Source organism: Aeromonas allosaccharophila (assembly GCF_000819685.1).
Lineage (GTDB): Bacteria > Pseudomonadota > Gammaproteobacteria > Enterobacterales > Aeromonadaceae > Aeromonas > Aeromonas allosaccharophila.
The window spans coordinates 50,166-68,847 of sequence record NZ_CDBR01000066.1; the positions used below are offsets into that span (position 1 = coordinate 50,166).

An 18,682-nucleotide genomic window follows, 5' to 3' on the forward strand; every position below is an offset into this window, starting at 1 on the left:
GGGGAGATCCACAGGGCGGGCAATCCGGTCCAAAACTGTGGAAGGTGGCCTTAGGCCAGCTGATCCATCCGTTGCCACAGGCGGCTCGCCACCTTGCTGGCCTGCTCATAAATGGGCGCGACATCGAACGGGAACTCGCGGTCCTGATAGACCATGCGCCCCTCCACCATCACGCTGTTGACGCTGTTCGATCCCATACCAAAGGCGAGATGGCCACCGAGGTTGCGCGGCGCCAGCGGGGTCGGCGCGTCGTAGTCGAAGAGTGTGAGGTCGGCCTTGTAGCCTGGCTCCAGGCGGCCAAATTTGGCGCCGAAGTTACGTTCCAGCAAGGTGTTGCCGTTCCACAGGAAGCGGGCAAAGCTGTCGGGCCAGAGCACGCCGCCGGCATCCTTGTGCTTGAAGTAGGCGAACTTGAGCTCTTCGAGCATGTCGGAGCCGATGCCGTCGGTGCCAAGCGCCAGATTGCGATACTCCGGCAGATGCATGTTGTAGCCCACGTGGTTGTTCATGTTGGAGCGGGCGTTGTGCACCAGGAAGGCATCGCGGCTGTTAAGCAGTTCGATGTCGGACGGGCTCAGGTAGATGCCGTGGGCCACCAAGGATTTGCTGTCGATAAGGCCAAACTCGTCCAGCCGGGCAATCGGCTCCTTGCCATAGTGATGGTGACCATGAGCCATGTCGTATCTATCTTCCGCCACATGGATATGCAGACCGCGACCGGTGACCTGCACCGCTTCGCGCAGCATGGCCAGCCCCTCGTCGGGCACGGTGAAGGGAGCGTGAGCGCCGATATGGGCCTCCACCAGATAAGGTTCGTTCCCCTTGGCTTTGGCCGCATCGATCTGTTGGGCGAACAGGATGTTCTCCTCCACCCCGGCCTGCAGTTCGGCGAGGCCGCCGTTGCGATCCGTGGTCTCGAAGCAGGTCATGCCACGCAGACCCGCCTCCACAAACCCTTTGCGCAGCACATTCAGGGAACCCTTGATGAAGTTGGGCGAGGCGTGGTGGTCGATCACCGCGCTGCAACCGCTCTTGATCGCCTCCAGCGAGCAGATGAGGCCGCTGTAGTAGAGGGACTCTTCATCAAGCGCCCGATCGAGCCGCCACCAGAGGTTTTTCAGGGTAGAGATAAAATCCGGGCAGGGGGCGATGTTGGCCATGATCCCCCGCGACAGGCCGGAGTAGAAGTGGTTGTGGGCACAGACGATGCCCGGCATCACCAGCTTGCCCCCCATCTCCCGATAGTTGGCCTCCGGGTAGAGGGCCCGCAGATTGGGCCCTACCGCTTTGATAAGGGTGCCTTCGATGGCGATATCCACCCCTTCCAGTACCCGGGTCGGCTCCAGCTGGACGGCGGTGATGTTTTTCAGAATAAACATGGTTTGCTCCTTCGCTTATTCGTTATTCGCTCAGACCTCGACGGCCCCCAGCAGGTAGTAGTGATGGGCGTGGACATGGCTGATGATGCGGCACATGTCTGCGAGCACCTCGGGGGCATCCTTGATCCGGCTCTGCGCATCGATAGTGAGACGGTAGGTCTCGCCACCCTGACGCACCCGCAGCTCGCCCTCCCCTTTGCCACCATCCGCCAGATAGAAACCGGGGTTGCGGCTGTTGTCGAAGTCCTCGGGCAGGCTGAAGATGGTGACCTTGTCCTGATAGGGCTTGCCCTGCCACGGGCAGAACTGGGCGCAGTTGCCGCACTCGTTGCAGTAGGCATCCAGGTGCAATGTCTGGAACTGGTCCTTGAAGCCCGGCACCGCGATGGCGACGTTGGCCCGGTTGGGACAGACATCCACACACTTGCTGCAGAGGTAGTTGCACTCGAGGCAACGGTGCGCCTCTTGCGCCACGAAGGCCTCCCGCTCGCTCTTGTCAACCAGGGTGACGGCGATGCTTCCCTTGCGACGGTAGATCTCGTCCTTGCCCGACGGCTGGATTGAGACCTCGGCCTGACTGCCAGCGATATGCTCGCGGGCCAGTACCAGATCTGCGGCGCGGCGGGCACCACCGATGGCACCGACGATGGAGGATGGGCCACTCTGCACGTCACCGATCAGGAAGACGTTGCGACGGCTGGTTTCGCCTGTCTGGCTATCCACCTCGGGCCAGCCATCGCTGCCAAGGGGAATGCCCATCGCTTTCAATACTTCGCAGTCAGGCTGCTCGCCGATGGCGGTGATCAAGGCATCCATCTGCATCACTTCGGTCTGCTCGGTGGGCACCGGACGGCGGCGGCCCTGCTCGTCAGGATCCCCCAGCGCCATCATCCGCACGGTGAGCTTGCCATCTTTGTCAAAGCGCTCCGGATTGGTGAGGAAGCAGAAACGTACCCCATCCTCCACCGCTTCCAGATACTCCTCGCGATAGGCGGGCATCTCTTTCTCGCTGCGGCGGTAGATCACGGTCACATCGCTCACTCCCGGCACCTTGAGGGCGGCGCGGGCGCAGTCCATGGCGGTGTTACCGGCGCCGATCACCGCCACATGGCGGCCCAGCGGCAGCGGTTTGCCCTGATTGAAGCTGCGCAGGAAGTTGAAGGACTTGTAGACCCGATCATGACCCCCTTCGAGACGCATGCCGCCATTCTTGTCGGCGCCGATGCCGACGAAGACATAGGTAAAGCCCTGGGCGTGCAGCTTGTCGACGGTGAGCGCCGGATCGCAACCAAACTCGAACTTGACCCCGTGAGCGGCGACAAAGTCGATGTCGTGCTGGATAAGCTCGGCCGGGATGCGGAACTCGGGGATGATGTGTTTGACCACGCCACCGGCATCGGCTTCGCGCTCGAACACGGTGACTGGGTGACCGGCACGGGCCAGGAAGTAACCGGCTGAGAGACCGGCCGGGCCTGCACCTATTACCGCAACCGGGTGCTTGTCACCGCTGCCTGCCGGCTTGTGCCAGCGGGCCTTGTACCCTTCCCAGCCGCGCTCCAGCGCCACTTTTTTCAGCTCACGGATATTGAGCGGGCTGTCGTAGTCGAGACGGGTGCAGTTGTACTGGCACTGGTGATCACAGATATGGCCGGTGATGGCGGGCAAGGCGTTGCGCTGATAAATCAGCTCAAGGGCTGCCACATACTCCCCCTCGCCCATCAGGCGAATGTACTCGGGGATATCCTGATGCACGGCGCAGGCGGTGACGCAGGGTGCCACGTAGCAATCGGTCATCGGCAGGCCGCCACCCACTTCGATGCGATCGTCGGACTTCCACTCCTTCTGGGTGTAATCCATGGTGAGGGCCTTGGCGGCCAGCGCCTCCAGCTTGGCCACATCCACCTGACTCATGCCCCAGCTGCCCGACGCATCGATCTCTTTGAGGCACTCAATCTGGCGCAGGTAGCCACCCGGTTTCAGCAGGTCGGTGGCCATGGTGATGGGGCGAATACCGGTCTCGAAGATCTCCGCGATGTTGAACTTGCTGGCACCGCCCGAGTAGGAGATGGGCAACTTGCCATCGAAGGCGCGTGACAGCACGGCGGCGACGTTGATGGAGAGCGGGAACAGCGCCCGGCCGGACATGTACATCTCATCACCCGGCAGCGCCCCCTTGCGGTTGATGGTGCCGAGGGTGTTGGTCAGCTTGACCCCGAAGGTGAGCCCCTTCTCGGCACCCAGCGCCATCAGGCGGGTCAGCATCGCCTTGGCCTGATCCAGCTTGAGGTCGTGATCGAACGACTCTTCGCTCAGACCGATGTAATCAAAGCCACAGGTGTCGAGGATCTCGCGCACCCGCGGGTAGCCCAGCAGGGTCGGGTTCAGTTTGACGAAGGTGTTGAGCCCCTTCTCTTCCAGCATGTAGCGGCAGATGGCCTCGATCTCGTTGGGCGGGCAGCCGTGCATGGTGGATAGGGTGACGCCGTGAACCAGATTGGCCGGGATGGTTGCCACCAGCTGTTGCAGGCGATCGCGGCGGGAACCCAGTCCCAGCTCGGCGATAAACTGCTCATCGGCCACCAGCTCGCGCAGCACTTGCTGGTACTCGGCAAACTTCGGACTGGTGCTGGCATCTTTCAAACTGTGGATAAACTGCTGCATCGGCGGCTGTTTGATGCCATCGAGGTTGTAACCCACGCTCATGTTGAAGATGAAGGACTTGGCCTCCCCTTCAAGACGCGGGTCAAACACCTCCTCCAGCAGATAGAGGGCAAACCAAGCCTTCAGGTACTCGTCGAACGCCTTGGGCAGGGTGAACTCGGTGGACCACTCGGTGTTGAAGCACTCATCCTCGGCGTCGATGCAGGGCTTTGCCAGCTCAAGACGGTCCAGGATCTGCACCGTCTTGAGCTCGATAAAGCGCCCGCCGGTCAGCCAGGAGGTGACGATATTCTGGGCCAGCTGGGTATGAGGGCCAGCCGCCGGACCGATGGGGGTTTCGCAGGTTTCACCGAACACCTTGATCTTGCGCTCGTCCTGCTTGCGATAGAATTGCGCGGCGGGAATACCGAAAATGCTCTGACTCTCTTTATATTCCGCGAAAATACGGGTCAGAAGGTTCTTGAACGGAACGGGTCGCATAATATCGCCCATGGCAATCTCCTTGCAGCTGTTCTGCCCATTGGCAGCATGAATAAATGGGGTATCCCGCACGGGCTTTACCCCTTGGCAAGGAGAGGAGCAACTATCAGGCCACACCAGCTACAAAACTATTTTTTAGGGTGAAAGCGTGAGACAGCTCCAATTAATGATGAGAATTTACGATGCCACCATTATGGGTATTGCGAGTAGTTATCAATCACTTTGAAATTTACTGAATGAGCTGATTAAAAAGAGTTCGCCCTATCAGATCAAGTGCGAGAAATATCACTTTGATACGCCATTTATCTCCCCGTTATCTTTTTAAAACAGGGTTATTTCGTGGGCTCGGTCTCATTTTCAAGAATGCCGCCCAGCAGCGCCTGATAGCGCTCCGGGGTATCCACATCAAACAGGATGGCGGGGCTGTCGACTGGCACCATACGGTGGGGATGCCCTTGCAACCAGCGCCGTACCGACGACTGCACCGGGGCCGCTGCCAGCTCGCGGGCAAGGGATTTGGGCAGCAACACCGGATGGCCCGCCTCCCCCAGCCAGGTGGGAAAGAGTGCCTCACAGCACCTTGCCTGCCAGAGCTGTTGATAGACCTCGCGCGGGATACAGGGGAGATCCCCGTGGCTGATAAAGAGGTAATCAGCGTCACTGGCCGCCAGGGCGCAGCGGATGGAGCTGCCCAGCCCCTGCCGATAGTCGGGATTGTGGACAACAACAATATCCGGCCGCTCAAGGTAGCGTTCTTGAAGCTCCTCGCCACGATGGCCCACCACCAGAATAACCCGCTGACAAAAAGCCAGGGCATTTTTGAGACTTGCATCAAGCATTGTCCCCTGGCAATAAGGTAGCATCATTTTCCAGGTACCCATTCGGGAAGATAAACCCGCCGCCGTTATTATACAGTCACACTGCACTTGTTCCTGGCAACGTTGTTTCCTACTCCCTTCGATATTTATTTTGGTCGTCATCATGTCGCACCCACACGCTGTTGCTGTCGCATTTCCAGATATAGATTCGCTATTAAACCCGCTCACCAAAAATATTGATAGCCATACCACCTTAATTAGCCTCTGCGGGGCCGGTGGAAAAACAAGCACCCTGTTCTGGCTGGCGGAATATTTTTATAAACAGGGTAAAAGGGTGCTAATTACCACCACCACCCGGATGTTTCTGCCAGCCCCGTCACACTATCGGGAATTGATCCTGGAAGCCGATCCCGTCCGCCAACTGACCCGCTGTCAGCAACTGCCCGATGAGCCGACCCTGGTCGCCCTGTTCAGCCATATCGATCAGGCCAGCGGCAAGGTGGCGGGCCCCACACCCCAGCAGATTGATCTCATCAAGGGGCAGCAACGCTTCGATCTCATCCTGGTCGAAGCGGATGGCGCCAATCACAAGTTATTGAAAGTGCCCGCTTTGCACGAACCTTGCATTCCCCAGAGCAGTGATTGGGTGATCGCCCTGACGGGCGGCGCCATGGTGGGGGCCAAGGCCGACCCGCAGCAGATCCACCGCTGGGCCGAATTCCAGGCCCTGTGCGGGATAGAGGCCGGTGACCCGCTCGACTGGGCACTGTTTCACAAGCTGCTATCCCACCCTCAGGGGGTGTTCAAGGGCACCCCGGCCAGGGCGCGCCGGATCTGGTTTATCAATGGCGATTATCAAAATGAGCCGTCATGGCTAACGCCATTGATAAACCTACTGGCCCGGCACCCCGAGCTTCACGCCATCTGGCAGGGGGCGGTTCGCGAGCCACAGCCCATTCGCCACGCACTCGGCTACTTCGCTCAGGATGAGGCACAGCCGCCTCGCCCATGATGATTTAAGGATAAAAAGAGGTACCTTATGAATCTGTTTTCACACGCAGCCCGACTGGAACAGGAGAACACCCCGTTTGCCATTGCCCAGATCATCGAGAGCCGTGGCTCCACCCCCCGCCATCAGGCCCAGATGCTGGTGATGGCCGATGGCCAGATCCTCGGCACCATCGGCGGTGGCATGATTGAACGGCTGGTGATCGAAGAGGCCGTAGCGGCCATTGGTGAGCGCAAGCCGCGCATCTTCCATGGCCGGATGGCCCGCAACGGCGAGCATGCGGTGGGATCGGACTGTGGCGGCGCCATGTCGGTCTATATCGATGTCTACGGCCTGCGCCCCCGTCTGGTACTGATCGGCGCCGGTCACGTCAACCGGGCGCTGGCCCACGCCGCCGCGCCGCTGGGCTTTGATATCCATGTGGGCGACTGCTTTGAAGGGAGCCTCAACCCCGAACACTTCCCCGCCGGCACCCATCTCAAGCAGGCCGATACCATCAGCGCGGTGATTGAGGCGCTGGCCATCGAGCCCGCCAACTTTGTCATCATCGCTACCAACCATCAGGACAAGGAGGCGCTGGAGCGGCTGATAAGCCGTCCCCTCGCCTATCTGGGGCTGCTCGCCAGCAAGCGCAAGGTACAGACTTTCACCCAGGCCCTGCGCCAGCAAGGGGTGAATCAGGAGCAACTGCAGCGGCTGCACGCCCCCATCGGCTACAACATCGGTGCCGAGACCCCCGAGGAGATCGCCATCAGCATTCTCGCCGAGCTGCTTCAAGTGAAAAACGGCAAATCGGGTGGCCTGATGCAGGACGATGTGCGCCTCAAGCGGGATCAACTGGTGGTGATGCGCGGCTCCGGCGATATCGCCACCGGCGTCGCGTTGCGGCTGCACAATGCGGGCTTCAAGGTGGTGATGCTGGATCTCGACAAACCCACGGTGATCCGCCGCACCGTCGCTTTCGCCCAGGGGATGTTCGATGGTGAAACCAGTGTCGAGGGAGTGCGCGCCAAGCGGGTCGAGAGCGTCGAGCAGGCGTTCGAGCAGCTGGATCGGGGCATTATCCCGCTGCTGGTTGACCCCGACTGCGCCACCCTCACCGAGCTCAAACCGCGCTATCTGGTGGATGCCATCCTGGCCAAGCAGAACCTCGGCACCCACAAGGAGATGGCCCCCATCACGGTGGCCCTGGGCCCGGGCTTTGAGGCGGGACGGGACTGCGATGCGGTGATCGAAACCAACCGCGGCCACCATCTGGGCCGGGTCATCTATCAGGGCCCCGCCCAGCCCAATACCGGCATTCCCGGGGTGATCGAGGGACACTCCGCCCGCCGGGTGGTACGCGCCCCCGCCCCCGGCGTGATGAAGAGTGTGATCAAGCTCGGCGATCTGGTGCAGGAGGGGGATGTGATTGCCCATGTGGGGGATGCTCCCATTATCGCGCCGCTCTCGGGTATGGTACGGGGGCTGCTCAGCGATGGCATCGAAGTCCCGGTCGGCTTCAAGATTGGCGATATCGATCCGCGCGGCGAGCGTGCCGATGCCACCACCGTCTCTGACAAGGCCCGCGCTATCGGCGGCGCCGTGCTGGAGGCCATGATGCATCTGGCACAGCGCAGATAAGGGCACAGCGCGTCCCCCTCAGCACCAAGCAAAAGCCCCACCGTGATAGTGGGGCTTTTTTCGATCTGTCGCGTTATGCCGCCCCCTTTACATCAGGGAAACATGCGTCACGGCCGGGTTCGTTGCAAACGCCAGGCTCGCACCGCCAGCACCACCAGAGTGATCGCGGTCAGCGGCAGCACGAAACCGGTCAGCGCCGCACTGAACTGACCTTGCAGCGGACTGGATGTGGCGTGCAGGATCAGCCAGCAGGTGTAGCCGATGTAGTAGGCCAGAAACAGTGCCCCTTCCCAGCGGGCGATGGTGTAACCGGTAAAGAAGATGGGCAGGCAGGCGAGCGCCACCGCAATCATCACCGGAATATCGAATTGCAGAGCGGTAGCCGACACTTCGAGCCCACCGGGAGTAACGATGGAGGTGAGCCCCAGCACGCAGAGGATGTTGAAGATATTGCTGCCCACCACGTTGCCCACCGCGATATCCCGCTCCCCGCGCAAGGCGGCGACGATGGAGGTCACCACCTCCGGCAGTGAGGTGCCGACGGCAACGATGGTGAGACCGATCACCAGATCGCTCACCCCGAAGTAGTGGGCAATCTCCACCGCGCTGCTGACCAGCAGCCGGGAGCCCAGGATCAACATCCCCAATCCCGCCGCAATAAAGAGCAGATTGCGGGGCAAGCTGTGAGGTGTCTCGGGCTCTTTTTGGCCAAACTCCTGCTCATATTCCGCCTGCACCGCCTTGGTTTCACGGCGGCTCTGGACAAACAGAAACGCGGTGTAAGCAACGACCCCAGCAAAGAGCAGCGCTCCTTCGAAGGCTGAGATACGGCCATCCCAACCAAACAGCAGCACCAGCAGCGAGATGGCGATCATCAGCGGCACATCGAAGCGCACCAGTTGCTGGGAAACCACCAGCGGCACGATCAAAGCCGAGATACCGAGAATAAACAGTACGTTGAAAATATTGCTGCCGACCACGTTACCCACGGCGATCCCCGCCTGCCCCTCGAGGCCAGACTGGATACTCACCGCCAGTTCGGGAGCACTGGTACCAAAAGCGACTATGGTCAATCCCACCACCAACGGGGAGATGCCCATCATGGTGGCGAGGCGCGAAGCCCCCCGCACCAGATACTCAGCCCCCATCACCAGACACACCAGCCCCACGGCCAACCACACCAGCGTCATCATACGGTTTCATCCTTGCCGTTACGTTTGTTGAAATAATCACGATGAATCAAATACCTGCGCGTCAACACAGCTATGTAGCGCCATTGTAACGAGGGGCTGGTCCCCTGTCGCGGGCTCTTTTGAGTGCCATTTATCGTACCACTGACAGCCCAGTCACCACTCAGCCGTGCTTGATACGGGTCTCCCCCGCCACCGACACCACGGAGCGCTTGCCCTTGCGGCTGATAACCAGCAGAGCCAGCACGATAAGGGCGATGCCGCTCCCCTCCACCGGCCCCGGGTTTTCCCCAAGCAGCCACCAGGAGAGCAGCACACCGGTCACCGGCACCGCCAGGGTACTGAGGCTGGCAATCCCCGCTGGCAGTTTTTTCAGTACAAACAGCCAGAGACTCCAGGCGATGGCAGTAGCGAAGATGGCGCTATAGGCCAGCGCCCCCATCACGTAGGGCTGCCAGTCGATCGGACGCTCCGGTACCAGCGCCGCCACCAGTGCCATCACTATGGTTGCGTAGATCATCTGCCAGGTGGTGAGGGACATCAGATCCACCGAAGGGTGGCGGGCATACATCCGCTTGGCGATGATGGCGCTGATCCCCCAGCAGATGCCGGAGAGGATTGCCAAGAGCGCACTCTTGAGGGACTCAAGATGCAGTAACCAAGGCTGGATCACCAACAGCAGGCCGCAGGCCGCCACCCCGACCGCCAGATAGTGCAGCTTGCGCATCCGCTCGCCGAGAAAGAGCGCCGCGAAGATCACCACCCAGAACGGCATGGTGTAACTCAAAATGGCCACCTTGCCCGCCCCGCCGCTGATCAGCGCCCACTGGGCCAGCCCCACCATGCCGCAGGTCTGGAACAGGGCGATGGCCATGGTATAGCGAAACGGGGTGGGTTTGAGGTAACGGCGGCCGCGCAGGGCCAGCACCAGCAACAACACCAATGAACCGCACAGACAGCGCAGGGCGGTAAACTCGAACGCCCCCGCGTAGAGCATCACTTGCTTCATCACGATCCAGCTGTAACTCCAGATAGCGGTGAGCAGGACGAGTCCCCCCAGCGCCGCCATATTGATCTTTGTGCTCATTACTCTGCCTTTTTGGCGTCTGTGCGCCTGCATGCCGGGCTAACCAGCCCCGAAAAGGACCATCTTACTCTTGTGGGGGCCGACAGCCCAAACGTGCACGCCCCCTGAAGAGGGGCGTTGGCGAAGAACCTTGCCAAGGTGGGCCTCGAACGACTAATACGCTATATACGCCCCTTATGTGACCCCTGGTAAAATCGATTGCCATCATCAAACGCAAATGCTAATACTTCTCACCCCAAAATCCGTTCAAGGTTTTCACAAGATGTTTCGTCACCCCCTGGCAAAGTTGCTGCTGCTCGGTCAGCTCGCCCTGATGAGCTGGATGGCGCAGGCAAATTCCCCGGTTGAAGTAGAAGATGTGATGGGCCGCAAGGTCTCCCTCAGCCTGCCGGCCAGCCGTATCGTGCTCGGTTTCTATCCCGAGGATTATCTGGCCGTGGCCGGTGAAGGCGGCGCCGATCGGCTGGTGGGCATGTCCCGCGGCTGGTTCGTCAAATCCCGCCCCGCCATCTGGTCGCTCTATGTCGCCAGCCTGCCGCAACTGGCCAGGGTGCCTGACCTTGGCAACGTGCAGGATCAGAGCTTCTCCATCGAGAAGACCCTGGCGGTCAAGCCCGATCTGCTGATCCTGGCGAAGTGGCAATATGAGGCCCTCGGCCCGGATCTGCCACGCTTCGAGCAGGCCGGGATCCCGGTGGTGGTCATCGACTACAATGCCCAGACCCTGGAGCGCCACATGGCGAGTACCTTGCTGCTGGGCAAGGTGACAGGCCAGGAGGCTCGTGCCCAACAGATGGCCGACGAATACAAGGCCAAGATTGACATCATCACCTCCCGCGTTGCCAACGCGAAGCGCCAGCCCCCCCGGGTCTATATCGAGCTCGGGGACAAGGGACCGGCCGAATACAGCTACACCTATGGCAAGGACATGTGGGGCGCCATGGCCCTGCTGGCGGGCGGTGACAACGTCGCGGCGCCCTTCGTCGAGCGCTGGGGCCCCATCCACCCTGAGCAACTGCTGGCGAGCAAACCCGAGGTCATCCTGATGGCGGGCTACGAGAGCGTGAGCAGCGCAGAGGCGATGCAGGTCGGCCAGGATGTGTCGGCCGAGACGGTGCGCCAGCGCCTGCAGGGCTTTGCCGCCCGTCCGGGCTGGAGCGAGTTGCCCGCCGTGCAGCAGGGTCGCCTCTATGCGGTCTATCACGGCGCCACCCGCAGCATCATGGATGCTGCCCTTATCGAGTTCATGGCCAAAGCCCTCTACCCGGATCTGTTCCAGGATCTCGATCCCCTGGCCACCTATCAGGCGTTCTACCAGCGCTACCTGCCCATCCGTCCCCAGGGCACCTTTATGCTGGGCATTCATCAGCACAACGCGCATTGAGTTTCGGGCCGGGGTCTCTCCGGCTCATTCCCTCCCCCACCCGGTGGAGAGCCCACCGACGACCTCAGGTTGCCGGTGACAAAAACGACAAAAAAACCACAAGACAAGATGGAGTTCACACGCAGATGAAACTTTTCTCCCGCTATGCCAGCCTGGTGCTGGCAAGCCTTTGCTGCCTCTTTGGCACCGCACAAGCGAAGGTCAAAACCCTGACAGATGTGCTGGGACGGGAAGTCCAGGTCGATCTCCCGGCCAAGCGGGTAGTGCTCGCATTTTACTTCGAAGACTATATGGCTATCGGTGGCGAACAGGCATTCGATCGGGTCGTCGGCATCTCCCGCGAGGCCTGGGAAGGCTGGCGTCCGGCCAATTGGTCCCTCTTTACCGCTCATCGCCCATCCCTCAAGGAGATAGCCGACGTAGGCGAGGTAGAAGTACAGACCTTCTCGGTGGAAAAAGTGCTCGCCCTCAAACCCGACATCGTCGTACTGGCCGACTGGCAATATAAAGGGCTCGGTCAGGACGTGGCTCGTCTCAAACAGGCCGGTCTGCCCGTGGTGGTCGTGGACTACAACATGGAACTCCCAGCCAATCACAAGGCCAGTACCTTGCTGCTCGGCAAGATTGCGGGCACCGAGCCTCGCGCCCGCCAGCTCGCAGACGAGTACCAGAGCGCCATCGACGAAGTACATAGCCGGATCGCCGCCGCCAATCTGCCCAAGCCCCGTTTCTACGTGGAGTTTGGCAACAAGGGGCCTGACGAATATGGCTTCAGCTATGGCAAGGGCATGTGGGGTCCGCTCGGCCACCTGGCTGGCGGCGACAACATCGCCGCCCCCTTTGTGGAATGGTACGGCCCCATGAACCCCGAGCAGGTTCTGGTCTCCAAACCAGAGGTTATCTTCCTCACCGGCACTGAATCCACCCAGAACCCCACCGCCGTGCTGCTGGGCCAGGGAGTCAATCCCGCGCTCGCTCGGGCACGGCTCCAGGCCTTTACCGAGCGTAAAGGTTGGGCGAACCTGCCAGCGGTGAAGGAAAAACGCATCTATGGGATTTACCAGGGCGCCTCCCGCACGCTGCTCGATTACACCATGGTCCAGTTCATGGCCAAGGCGCTCTATCCGAGCCTGTTCAAGGAGATGGATCCACTTGCCAACTACCTCGACTTCTATCGGCGTTATCTGCCGGTCAAGGCAGACGGCACCTTCGCAATCGCTCTTTAACCTTCAACCTTCGTGGGCGCCTCTCATGGCGCCCGTTTCAGGATTGTCATCATGAATGATTTGGCTGCCCTCCAGCAGACCCTCGCACGCCAGCGGCAACGGGAGCGCCGTCGCGGGCACTGGCTCCTGCTGCTCACCCTGGTGCTGTGCATTACCCTGGTGCTCGACATCGCCACCGGCCCCTCCCTGCTGCCCCTTGGCGAAGTAGTCGATGCCCTGCTCTCCCCCGCCCAGGCCGATCCCATGACCCGCACCATAGTCCATGACATGCGCCTGCCCATCGCCCTGATGGCGCTGGTGGTCGGTGCGGCGCTCGGCCTTGGCGGTGTCCAGATGCAGACCCTGCTGGATAACCCCCTCGCCAGCCCCTACACCCTGGGGCTCGCTGCCGCAGCGGGTCTCGGCGCTGCACTGGCGCTCTATACCGGCGGTCTCGGTCTGCCTCCCCTGATCGCCATTCCGGCTGGCGCCTTCATCCTCTGTATGTTTGCCGCGAGCCTTTTGTTTGGCCTGGCCATGATGCGCCATGTCAGCAGCCAGACCCTGATCCTGGCGGGCATCGCCCTGCTGTTCCTGTTCCAGTCCCTGCTCTCCCTGCTGCAGTTTCTCTCCTCCCCCGAGCTCAACCAGCAGATCCTGTTCTGGCTGTTTGGCAGCCTGATGCGCACCACCTGGGACTCCCTGATCATCACCGCCGCCGTCACCCTGATCTGCACCCTGCTCATCTACCGGGATGCCTGGGCCCTCACCAGCCTGCGTCTGGGGGAAGCCCGCGCCCGCAGCCTCGGGGTCAACGTGGACAGGTTGCGCATGAAGACCCTGGTACTGGTCGCCCTGCTCACCGCCACCGCCACCAGTTTCGTCGGTGTCATCGGCTTCGTTGGCCTGGTGGCGCCCCATATCGCTCGCATGCTGGTGGGAGAAGATCAGCGCTTTCTGATCCCGCTCTCGGCCCTGTGCGGCGCCTGTATGCTCTCGGCGGCCTCGGTGCTCTCCAAGTCCATCATTCCGGGGGCCCTCTTTCCCATCGGCATCGTCACCGCCCTGATTGGCGTGCCCTTCTTCATCTGGTTGATCCTCGGCAGGGGGCGTAAACGTGCTTGAAATATCCCGACTCTCCCTCTCACTCGGCCAGCAGACCCTGCTGCGGGAGCTCGACCTCACCCTGCACCCGGGTCAGGTCCATGTGATCATCGGTCCGAACGGGACCGGCAAGACCTCCTTGATGCGCGCCCTCTTTGGTGAACTGACCCCGGATGGCGGCGACATCCGCCTGGAGGGCCAGAGCGCCCGCCAGATGACCCAGGCCAAATGGCGCCAGCAGTTTGGCTACATGCCCCAGAACATCCAGCTGGAGCTGGACTTGAGCGTCATCGAAGTGGTGGTGCTGGGGCGCCTCGACAGCCTCTCCATGCGTCTGGCGGACGAGGACATCCTGGCGGCGGGTCGCGCCCTGCAGGCACTCGGCATCGCCCATCTGGCGGATCGCCCCCTCTACTCCTTAAGCGGCGGCCAGCGGCAGATGGTGTTGTTTGCCCAGGTGCTGCTGCGCGATCCCCGCATCATGATGCTGGACGAGCCGGTCAGCGCCCTGGATCTGCACCACCAGATGCAATTGATGGAGCACCTCTGCCAGCAGACCCGGGAGCAGCAGTGGATCACCCTGGTGGTGCTGCACGATCTCAACCTCGCCGCCCAGTTTGCCGATCAGCTGATCGTGCTGGCAGGGGGCGATCTGCAGGCCTTCGGCCCCCCCGCCCGGGTGCTCGACGCGGCCCTCATCGAGCGCCTCTACCATGTGCCAGTGGAGATAAGCCACGATCAGAGCGGCATCCCCTTCCTCAGAACCGTGCGAAAGGCGTCATGACACAACGCAGCACCACCCAGGCAGCACCCTCCCGACATGCTAGCGGGAGGTGAAGATGAACGGCGCCTCCTACTGGCGGGACTGGCAGGGCATGAGCCCGGCCGCCCGCCTGCTTATCACCAACGGGCTGGCCTTCAACCTCGGCTTCTACATGATGATGCCCTTCCTCGCCCAGCACATGGGCAGCGGGCTGGGCCTCGCCGGCTGGGCCTGCGGCCTGGTCATGGGGATGCGGGTCTTCAGCCAGCAGGGGCTCTTCCTGCTGGGGGGCACCCTTGGGGATCGCATCGGCTATCACCCCGCCATCGTCTGGGGTTGCCTGGTGCGCTCGGTCGGTTTCGTGCTGCTGGGTTGGGCCGAGTCGCTGCCCATCCTGCTGCTGGCCGCCGCCCTCACCGGCTTTGCGGGGGCGCTGTTCACCCCTTGCGCCCAGGCGTACCTTGCCAGCGAATGCCACAACCCGAGCCAGCGTCAGCGCGCCTTTGCCCTGCACAATCTCGCCAGCGAGGCGGGCATGCTGCTCGGCCCCCTGGTCGGCCTGACACTGACCCAGCAGAGCTATACCCTGACCGGCTTGTTGGCGGCCAGCCTGTTCGCCCTGCTCGGCGTGCTGCAATACCGGGTGCTGCCCAAACGCCCGGTGAGCCACCAGAGCCCGCGCGGCGCTATCTTGCGCCAGTGGGGGGAAATAGTGCGCCAGCGCCCTTTTATCGTGTTTACCCTGCTGGCGGGCAGCTACCAGATCCTGTTCCACCAGCTCTATCTCGCCCTGCCCGCCCATATCCAGAGCCTGCCGGACGCCACCCACCTGCTCGGCGGAGTCTTTACCCTCTCGGCGGTGATCGGCGTCCTGCTCCAGCTGCCAGCCTCCCGTCTGGTGGAGCACCGCCTTGGGGTACCGCTCGCCATGGGGCTCGGTATCGGGATGATGGGGCTGAGCTACCTGGCCCTGCCGCTGCTCTCCCCCTGGCCGACGGCGGGCGTGTTGACGCAGGTGGCCCTGCTTTCCTTGGGCTCCATTCTCTGCTTCCCGCTCTTTGCCGCCCAGTTGCCCCGCTACGCGCCCCCTGAGCAGCTCGGCAGCTACTACGGCTTCTATGCCAGCGCTGGCGGCTGCATGGCGCTCTTTGGCAACCTGCTCATCGGTTTTATGCTGGGGGATGCGGGCAGCCGCCCCGCTACAGCCATCTGGCTGCTGCTGGCGGTGATTGGTTTGCTCACCGGTATCGGCCTCTACAGGTTTCTGCCATCCACAAAACCCGGCTGCCACTCCAACTAGCCTTATTGCCACTCGCACAGCGCGGTTCCTCTGGCCTGCAGAGCACGATCGACAGGCACGATCGACAGTGATGATCCGTCACCGCCATCCCAATAAAACAGAGTGTGGAGCCAAGGCTCCACACTCTGTCAGGGGCCGGATGCCCCTGTGGATCAGTACGCATGATTACAGGCTGATCACGGTCCCGGTCTTGCCTGCGATCCCCTCGGCGGCCTTCTCCAGCAGGGTGATGAGGGATTTGCGCCCCGGCAAAGAGGTAGCGAACGAGAGCGCCGCCTCCACCTTGGGCAACATGGATCCTTTGGCAAACTGCCCCTGGGCGATAAAGCTGTTGGCATCGGCCACGCTCAGAGTATCGAGCCACTGCACATCGGGCTTGCCGAAGTTGATGGCGACCTTCTCCACCGCGGTGAGGATGATCAGCATGTCGGCGTCAATCAGTTCCGCCAGCTTGGCACTGGCCCAATCCTTATCGATCACCGCGCTGGCACCGCGCAGGTGATTGCCCTCCCGCAGCACCGGAATGCCGCCGCCACCGACGGTGATCACCACCTGACCGGCGGCCAGCATGGCAGAGACGGTCTCCTTCTCGATGATGTCGACGGGTTTGGGAGATGCGACCACCCGGCGATAGCCACGACCGGCATCCTCTTTGAGCCGCTCGCCCTTGGCCATCAGCGCCTCGGCCTCCTCCTTGCTGAAGAAGCCGCCGATGGGCTTGCTCGGGTCGAGGAAGGCGGGATCATTTTTATCCACCTCAACCTGGGTCACCAGCGTGGCGACCGGCTTGTGGATGCCACGTTCCAGCAGGGCTTCGCGCAGGGCGTTTTGCAGGTCATAGCCGATATAACCCTGACTCAGGGCCACACAAACCGACATCGGCAGATGGGGGGATTTTGGCTCGTGGCGGGCCGCCACCTCGAACGCCTGCTGGATCATCCCCACCTGAGGCCCGTTGCCGTGGGTGACCACCACCTCGTGCCCCTGGGCAATCAGGTCGGCGATGGTGTGCGCCGTGCTCTGCACCGCCTTCATCTGCTCGGGCAGGTTGTTGCCCAGAGCGTTGCCCCCCAGGGCCAGTACGATACGCTGTTTCATCTTGTGCTCTCCGATGATAAGGGTAGGCCGGTGTCATACCGGCTCGGTTGTTCTGTCTATCGCTGTGCTGATGGTTGTTCTCTGACCGCTTCGCCCAGCAGTGGATCAAAGGGTGCCCGCGCCAGAAAGCGGCCATGCCCCCGTTGTCCGGTAAATTCGCCGTCGCGGGCCACGATCTCACCGCGACTGAGGGTCATCCTGATCTGGCCCGGGCAGCGCATCCCCTCGTAGGGGCTGTAGTCACCGTTGTCGTGTAGCGCGGCGTGACGGATCTGGGTCTCGCCACGGGGATCCATCAGTACCAGATCGGCGTCGGTCCCCGGTTGCAAGTTGCCCTTACGCGGCCAGAGGCCAAACAGACGCGCCGAATTGGCGCTGGTGAGGGCCACAAAGCGCGACGGCGAGATGCGCCCGCCGAGCACCCCGTGGGCAAACAGCAGCAGCATTCGGTTCTCGACGCCCGGCAAGCCGTTGGGGCAGAGGCTGAAATCGCCCCCTGACAGGGTCATGCGCTGGGCATGGGAAAAGTTGCAGTGATCGGTCGCCACCGTGTCGATGTCGCCCGCAGCGACGCCGACCCACAGCTTGTCCTGCTCGCTGCGCCCGCGCAGCGGCGGGCTGAGCAGATAGTCGACCCCGTTCTCCCGGTAGTAGCAGGAATCATCCAAAAGCAGATATTGCGGGCAGGTCTCCACCCAGACCGGCTGACCCTGACGGCGCGCCAGTTTCAGATACTCCAGTCCCAGTCCGTTAGAGAGGTGGACAATATAGAGCGGCGCATTGCCAGCGAGCCCCGCCAGATTGATCATCCGGGCCACCGCCTCGGCTTCGCACTCCAGCGGACGGCTTTGCGGGTGATACCAGGGTTCATGGTGACCCGCGGCCAGCAGGGCCGCACGGCGCGCCGCGATGGCGGCATCGTTCTCGGGATGGACGGTGGCGAGCGCCCCCACCTCTTTGAGGCGGGCCAGCGCGCGCAGCACGTCATGGTCCCCCAGCTTGTACTGGTAGGTGAGGTAGAGCTTGAAGCTGCTGATCCCCTCCTCCTGCACCATGGCGGCCATCTCGTGGAGGATGGCGTCATCCACATGCTGGATCACGCCGTGAAAGCTGTAGTCGATCACCGCCTGATCGGCGGCGTAATCGTGATAGCGGGCCAGCTGGTGATGCAGATTGCACCCCGCCGGGCCAAATCCCATGTGGTCGATGATGGTGGTGGTGCCACCACAGGCGGCGGCACGGGTACCGCTGAAAAAGTCATCGCAACTGCGGGCAATCCCGACATCGATGTTGAAGTGGGTGTGGACGTCGATGCCGCCCGGCATCACGTAACAGCCGCTGGCATCGATCACCTCGGTCTCGCCATCGGGCTGGATATCGGCGGCACGGATACGGATCACCCCGTTCTCGATCAGCAGATCCTGACGATATTCACCCTGTGCATCGACCAGCACGCCGTTCTTGATCAGCCGTTTCATCCCCACCACCTCGAACATCACATCGCTTCAAACAGCAAGGCCCCGCCTCAACACAGACGGGGCACTTGCCACATTTGCCACAGCCGGACGGCGATGGCAGTCA

Annotated in this window: 14 protein-coding genes; 7 read left to right on the top strand and 7 right to left on the bottom strand. The window is 61.9% G+C overall.

Features of this window, described 5'->3' with window-relative positions; translation table 11 throughout:
* Positions 1-50: 50 nt before the first annotated feature.
* The 3 genes from ssnA to mocA all read right to left on the bottom strand — a co-directional run bounded on the left by ssnA (position 51) and on the right by mocA (position 5,503).
* Positions 51-1,379, bottom strand: coding sequence for a putative aminohydrolase SsnA (ssnA, locus tag BN1115_RS12530; RefSeq protein ID WP_042657408.1), 1,329 nt, complete (start codon positions 1,377-1,379; stop codon positions 51-53).
* Between the two features lie 30 nt (positions 1,380-1,409).
* Positions 1,410-4,532 (bottom strand): putative selenate reductase subunit YgfK, encoded by a 3,123-nt coding sequence (gene ygfK, locus BN1115_RS12535; RefSeq protein WP_042657409.1) that lies wholly within the window; start codon positions 4,530-4,532, stop codon positions 1,410-1,412.
* Between the two features lie 320 nt (positions 4,533-4,852).
* Entirely contained in the window at positions 4,853-5,503 is a 651-nt protein-coding gene (gene mocA / locus BN1115_RS12540; protein ID WP_341833832.1) for a molybdenum cofactor cytidylyltransferase, read from the bottom strand.
* Between mocA and yqeC the strand changes: the two genes are divergently transcribed.
* Positions 5,502-6,350, top strand: a complete 849-nt coding sequence (gene yqeC, locus BN1115_RS12545) for a selenium cofactor biosynthesis protein YqeC (protein WP_042657462.1) — start codon at positions 5,502-5,504, stop codon at positions 6,348-6,350. The genes mocA and yqeC overlap by 2 nt on opposite strands.
* 27 nt (positions 6,351-6,377) lie before the next feature.
* The gene (gene yqeB / locus BN1115_RS12550) at positions 6,378-7,970 is read left to right on the top strand and encodes a selenium-dependent molybdenum cofactor biosynthesis protein YqeB (RefSeq protein ID WP_042657411.1); all 1,593 of its coding nucleotides are present in this window, start codon (positions 6,378-6,380) and stop codon (positions 7,968-7,970) included.
* Positions 7,971-8,077: 107 nt separating this feature from the next.
* Here the strand turns inward: yqeB and BN1115_RS12555 are convergent, their stop codons facing one another.
* Complete coding sequence (locus BN1115_RS12555; RefSeq protein WP_042657412.1) at positions 8,078-9,163, bottom strand: calcium/sodium antiporter; 1,086 nt, start codon at positions 9,161-9,163, stop codon at positions 8,078-8,080.
* Positions 9,164-9,323: 160 nt separating this feature from the next.
* The gene (locus BN1115_RS12560; protein WP_042657413.1) at positions 9,324-10,247 is read right to left on the bottom strand and encodes a DMT family transporter; all 924 of its coding nucleotides are present in this window, start codon (positions 10,245-10,247) and stop codon (positions 9,324-9,326) included.
* A gap of 262 nt (positions 10,248-10,509) precedes the next feature.
* Between BN1115_RS12560 and BN1115_RS12565 the strand changes: the two genes are divergently transcribed.
* From BN1115_RS12565 to BN1115_RS12585, 5 genes are all read left to right on the top strand, one after another.
* Positions 10,510-11,631 carry an ABC transporter substrate-binding protein gene (locus tag BN1115_RS12565; RefSeq protein WP_042657414.1) on the top strand — a complete coding sequence of 374 codons (1,122 nt, stop codon included), beginning with the start codon at positions 10,510-10,512 and terminating at the stop codon, positions 11,629-11,631.
* A gap of 125 nt (positions 11,632-11,756) precedes the next feature.
* Positions 11,757-12,857: an ABC transporter substrate-binding protein gene (locus tag BN1115_RS12570; RefSeq protein ID WP_042657415.1), complete on the top strand. Its 1,101-nt coding sequence runs from the start codon at positions 11,757-11,759 to the stop codon at positions 12,855-12,857.
* Positions 12,858-12,908: 51 nt separating this feature from the next.
* Complete coding sequence (locus tag BN1115_RS12575; RefSeq protein ID WP_042657416.1) at positions 12,909-13,961, top strand: FecCD family ABC transporter permease; 1,053 nt, start codon at positions 12,909-12,911, stop codon at positions 13,959-13,961.
* A complete protein-coding gene (locus tag BN1115_RS12580; RefSeq protein WP_042657417.1) occupies positions 13,954-14,724 on the top strand; it encodes an ABC transporter ATP-binding protein in 771 nt (256 codons plus the stop codon). The genes BN1115_RS12575 and BN1115_RS12580 overlap by 8 nt, the downstream gene beginning before the upstream one ends.
* 55 nt (positions 14,725-14,779) lie before the next feature.
* Positions 14,780-16,003: an MFS transporter gene (locus BN1115_RS12585; RefSeq protein WP_042657418.1), complete on the top strand. Its 1,224-nt coding sequence runs from the start codon at positions 14,780-14,782 to the stop codon at positions 16,001-16,003.
* Between the two features lie 165 nt (positions 16,004-16,168).
* Here the strand turns inward: BN1115_RS12585 and arcC are convergent, their stop codons facing one another.
* Positions 16,169-17,101 carry a carbamate kinase gene (gene arcC / locus BN1115_RS12590; RefSeq protein WP_042657419.1) on the bottom strand — a complete coding sequence of 311 codons (933 nt, stop codon included), beginning with the start codon at positions 17,099-17,101 and terminating at the stop codon, positions 16,169-16,171.
* Between the two features lie 56 nt (positions 17,102-17,157).
* A complete protein-coding gene (gene hydA, locus BN1115_RS12595; protein ID WP_042657463.1) occupies positions 17,158-18,579 on the bottom strand; it encodes a dihydropyrimidinase in 1,422 nt (473 codons plus the stop codon).
* Positions 18,580-18,682 lie beyond the last annotated feature (103 nt).